Origin of the sequence: Streptomyces sp. NPDC127084 (assembly GCF_042724175.1) — a bacterium.
GTDB lineage: Bacteria > Actinomycetota > Actinomycetes > Streptomycetales > Streptomycetaceae > Streptomyces.
Genome location: NZ_JBHXFA010000404.1, coordinates 1 through 1,175 on the forward strand (window position 1 = coordinate 1; position 1,175 = coordinate 1,175).

Annotated in this window: 1 protein-coding gene; it reads left to right on the forward strand. The window is 69.4% G+C overall.

Annotated features, from left to right (window positions below):
* The first annotated feature begins 219 nt into the window (after window positions 1–219).
* Window positions 220–789 (forward strand): hypothetical protein, encoded by a 570-nt coding sequence (locus ACFWI9_RS34570; RefSeq protein ID WP_387169328.1) that lies wholly within the window; start codon window positions 220–222, stop codon window positions 787–789.
* Window positions 790–1,175 lie beyond the last annotated feature (386 nt).

Genomic DNA, 1,175 nt, shown 5'->3' on the forward strand with positions numbered 1-1,175 from the left:
AGATCGTCCCACCTCAACACACCGTCACAGCGACACCATGACGCGGCCACGATTCGTCATCCACCTGCCTTGACAACCTGATTGGGAATCACAGTGGGAGCTGGGGCGGGCCCTCCGCGGAGGGCTGCGTAGAGTGCCTGCGGTCATCGATTGGAGAAGACGTTGGACGCAGTCGAGTTCCCTCTGAGTGCTCGCGTGCGCCGGGCCCGGCGATGGCTCGTGGCCACGAGCGCTGCGGGTGCTGTACTGGCGGGAGCCGCTGTGGCCTCCGTGGTCGCCGACGCCCTCGGCTGGATGTCGGTACCGCGGGCGATTCAGGCGAGTTTGGTACTGACCACGCTATTCGTACTGCCCATCGCATGGGTGGGGGTGCACGCTGTGTGGGCACTGCGTGGGCGCGCCGAACTGTTCGTCGCCGCCGGAGAGCACCCGCGGCGGCGTCCCACCGACCGCCAGCTGGTCAACCACCTGCGCAACGAGCACCCGCTCACGCCACTGTGGTGGATGGTTTGCGTCCTCGGCGGCCTCGGCACGCTCTGCCTCGGGGTCGCGCTTCCGTTCGCCCTGGCCGACGGCGCTGTACTCGCCGGTGTGCTCCTCGGGGCCGGGCTCGCAGTGCCCCTTGCCGCCCTGGCTCTGGCCGTGTCCGGGATCCGCCGTGCCGAGCGCCAGGGCTCGCAGGACCGAGGGCGGCGTACCGAGCTGTGGCCGTCACTGCCCAACGCCGTCGAACGCCGGCTCACAGTTCCTCTGTTCGGCACCGACGAGGGGGGACACCCTGGTGCCTGAACACGCCAACCACCGCTGCCGGGTACGCACGCGACCCAGGGGGGCCATTCGCTCTGAGGCGGGGCACATGGTGTCATTGGGCTGGCGTCGACGACTTCGTCCGACTCAGAGACCGCGTGTGTCCACCGTTTTCAGCGGCAGTCGGCGATGAGCTTGCTCACGGGTGCTCGTGACAGGTGTTGGCACCAAGGTGTCAGCGCGGCGGTACGCCCGGTCTCCGCATGACGGCGCGAACAACACCGCCAGCGAGGAGGGCGGCGGCATGTTCACCGTTGCCGGCGTCAACGGCCCCCACGTTCGGCATGGGCTGCCCCGGACAGCCCATGCCGACCGGGCGTGTCCGACCGGTGAGCGGGCGCCATGGAGTCCGGCACCGCGGAGACCAG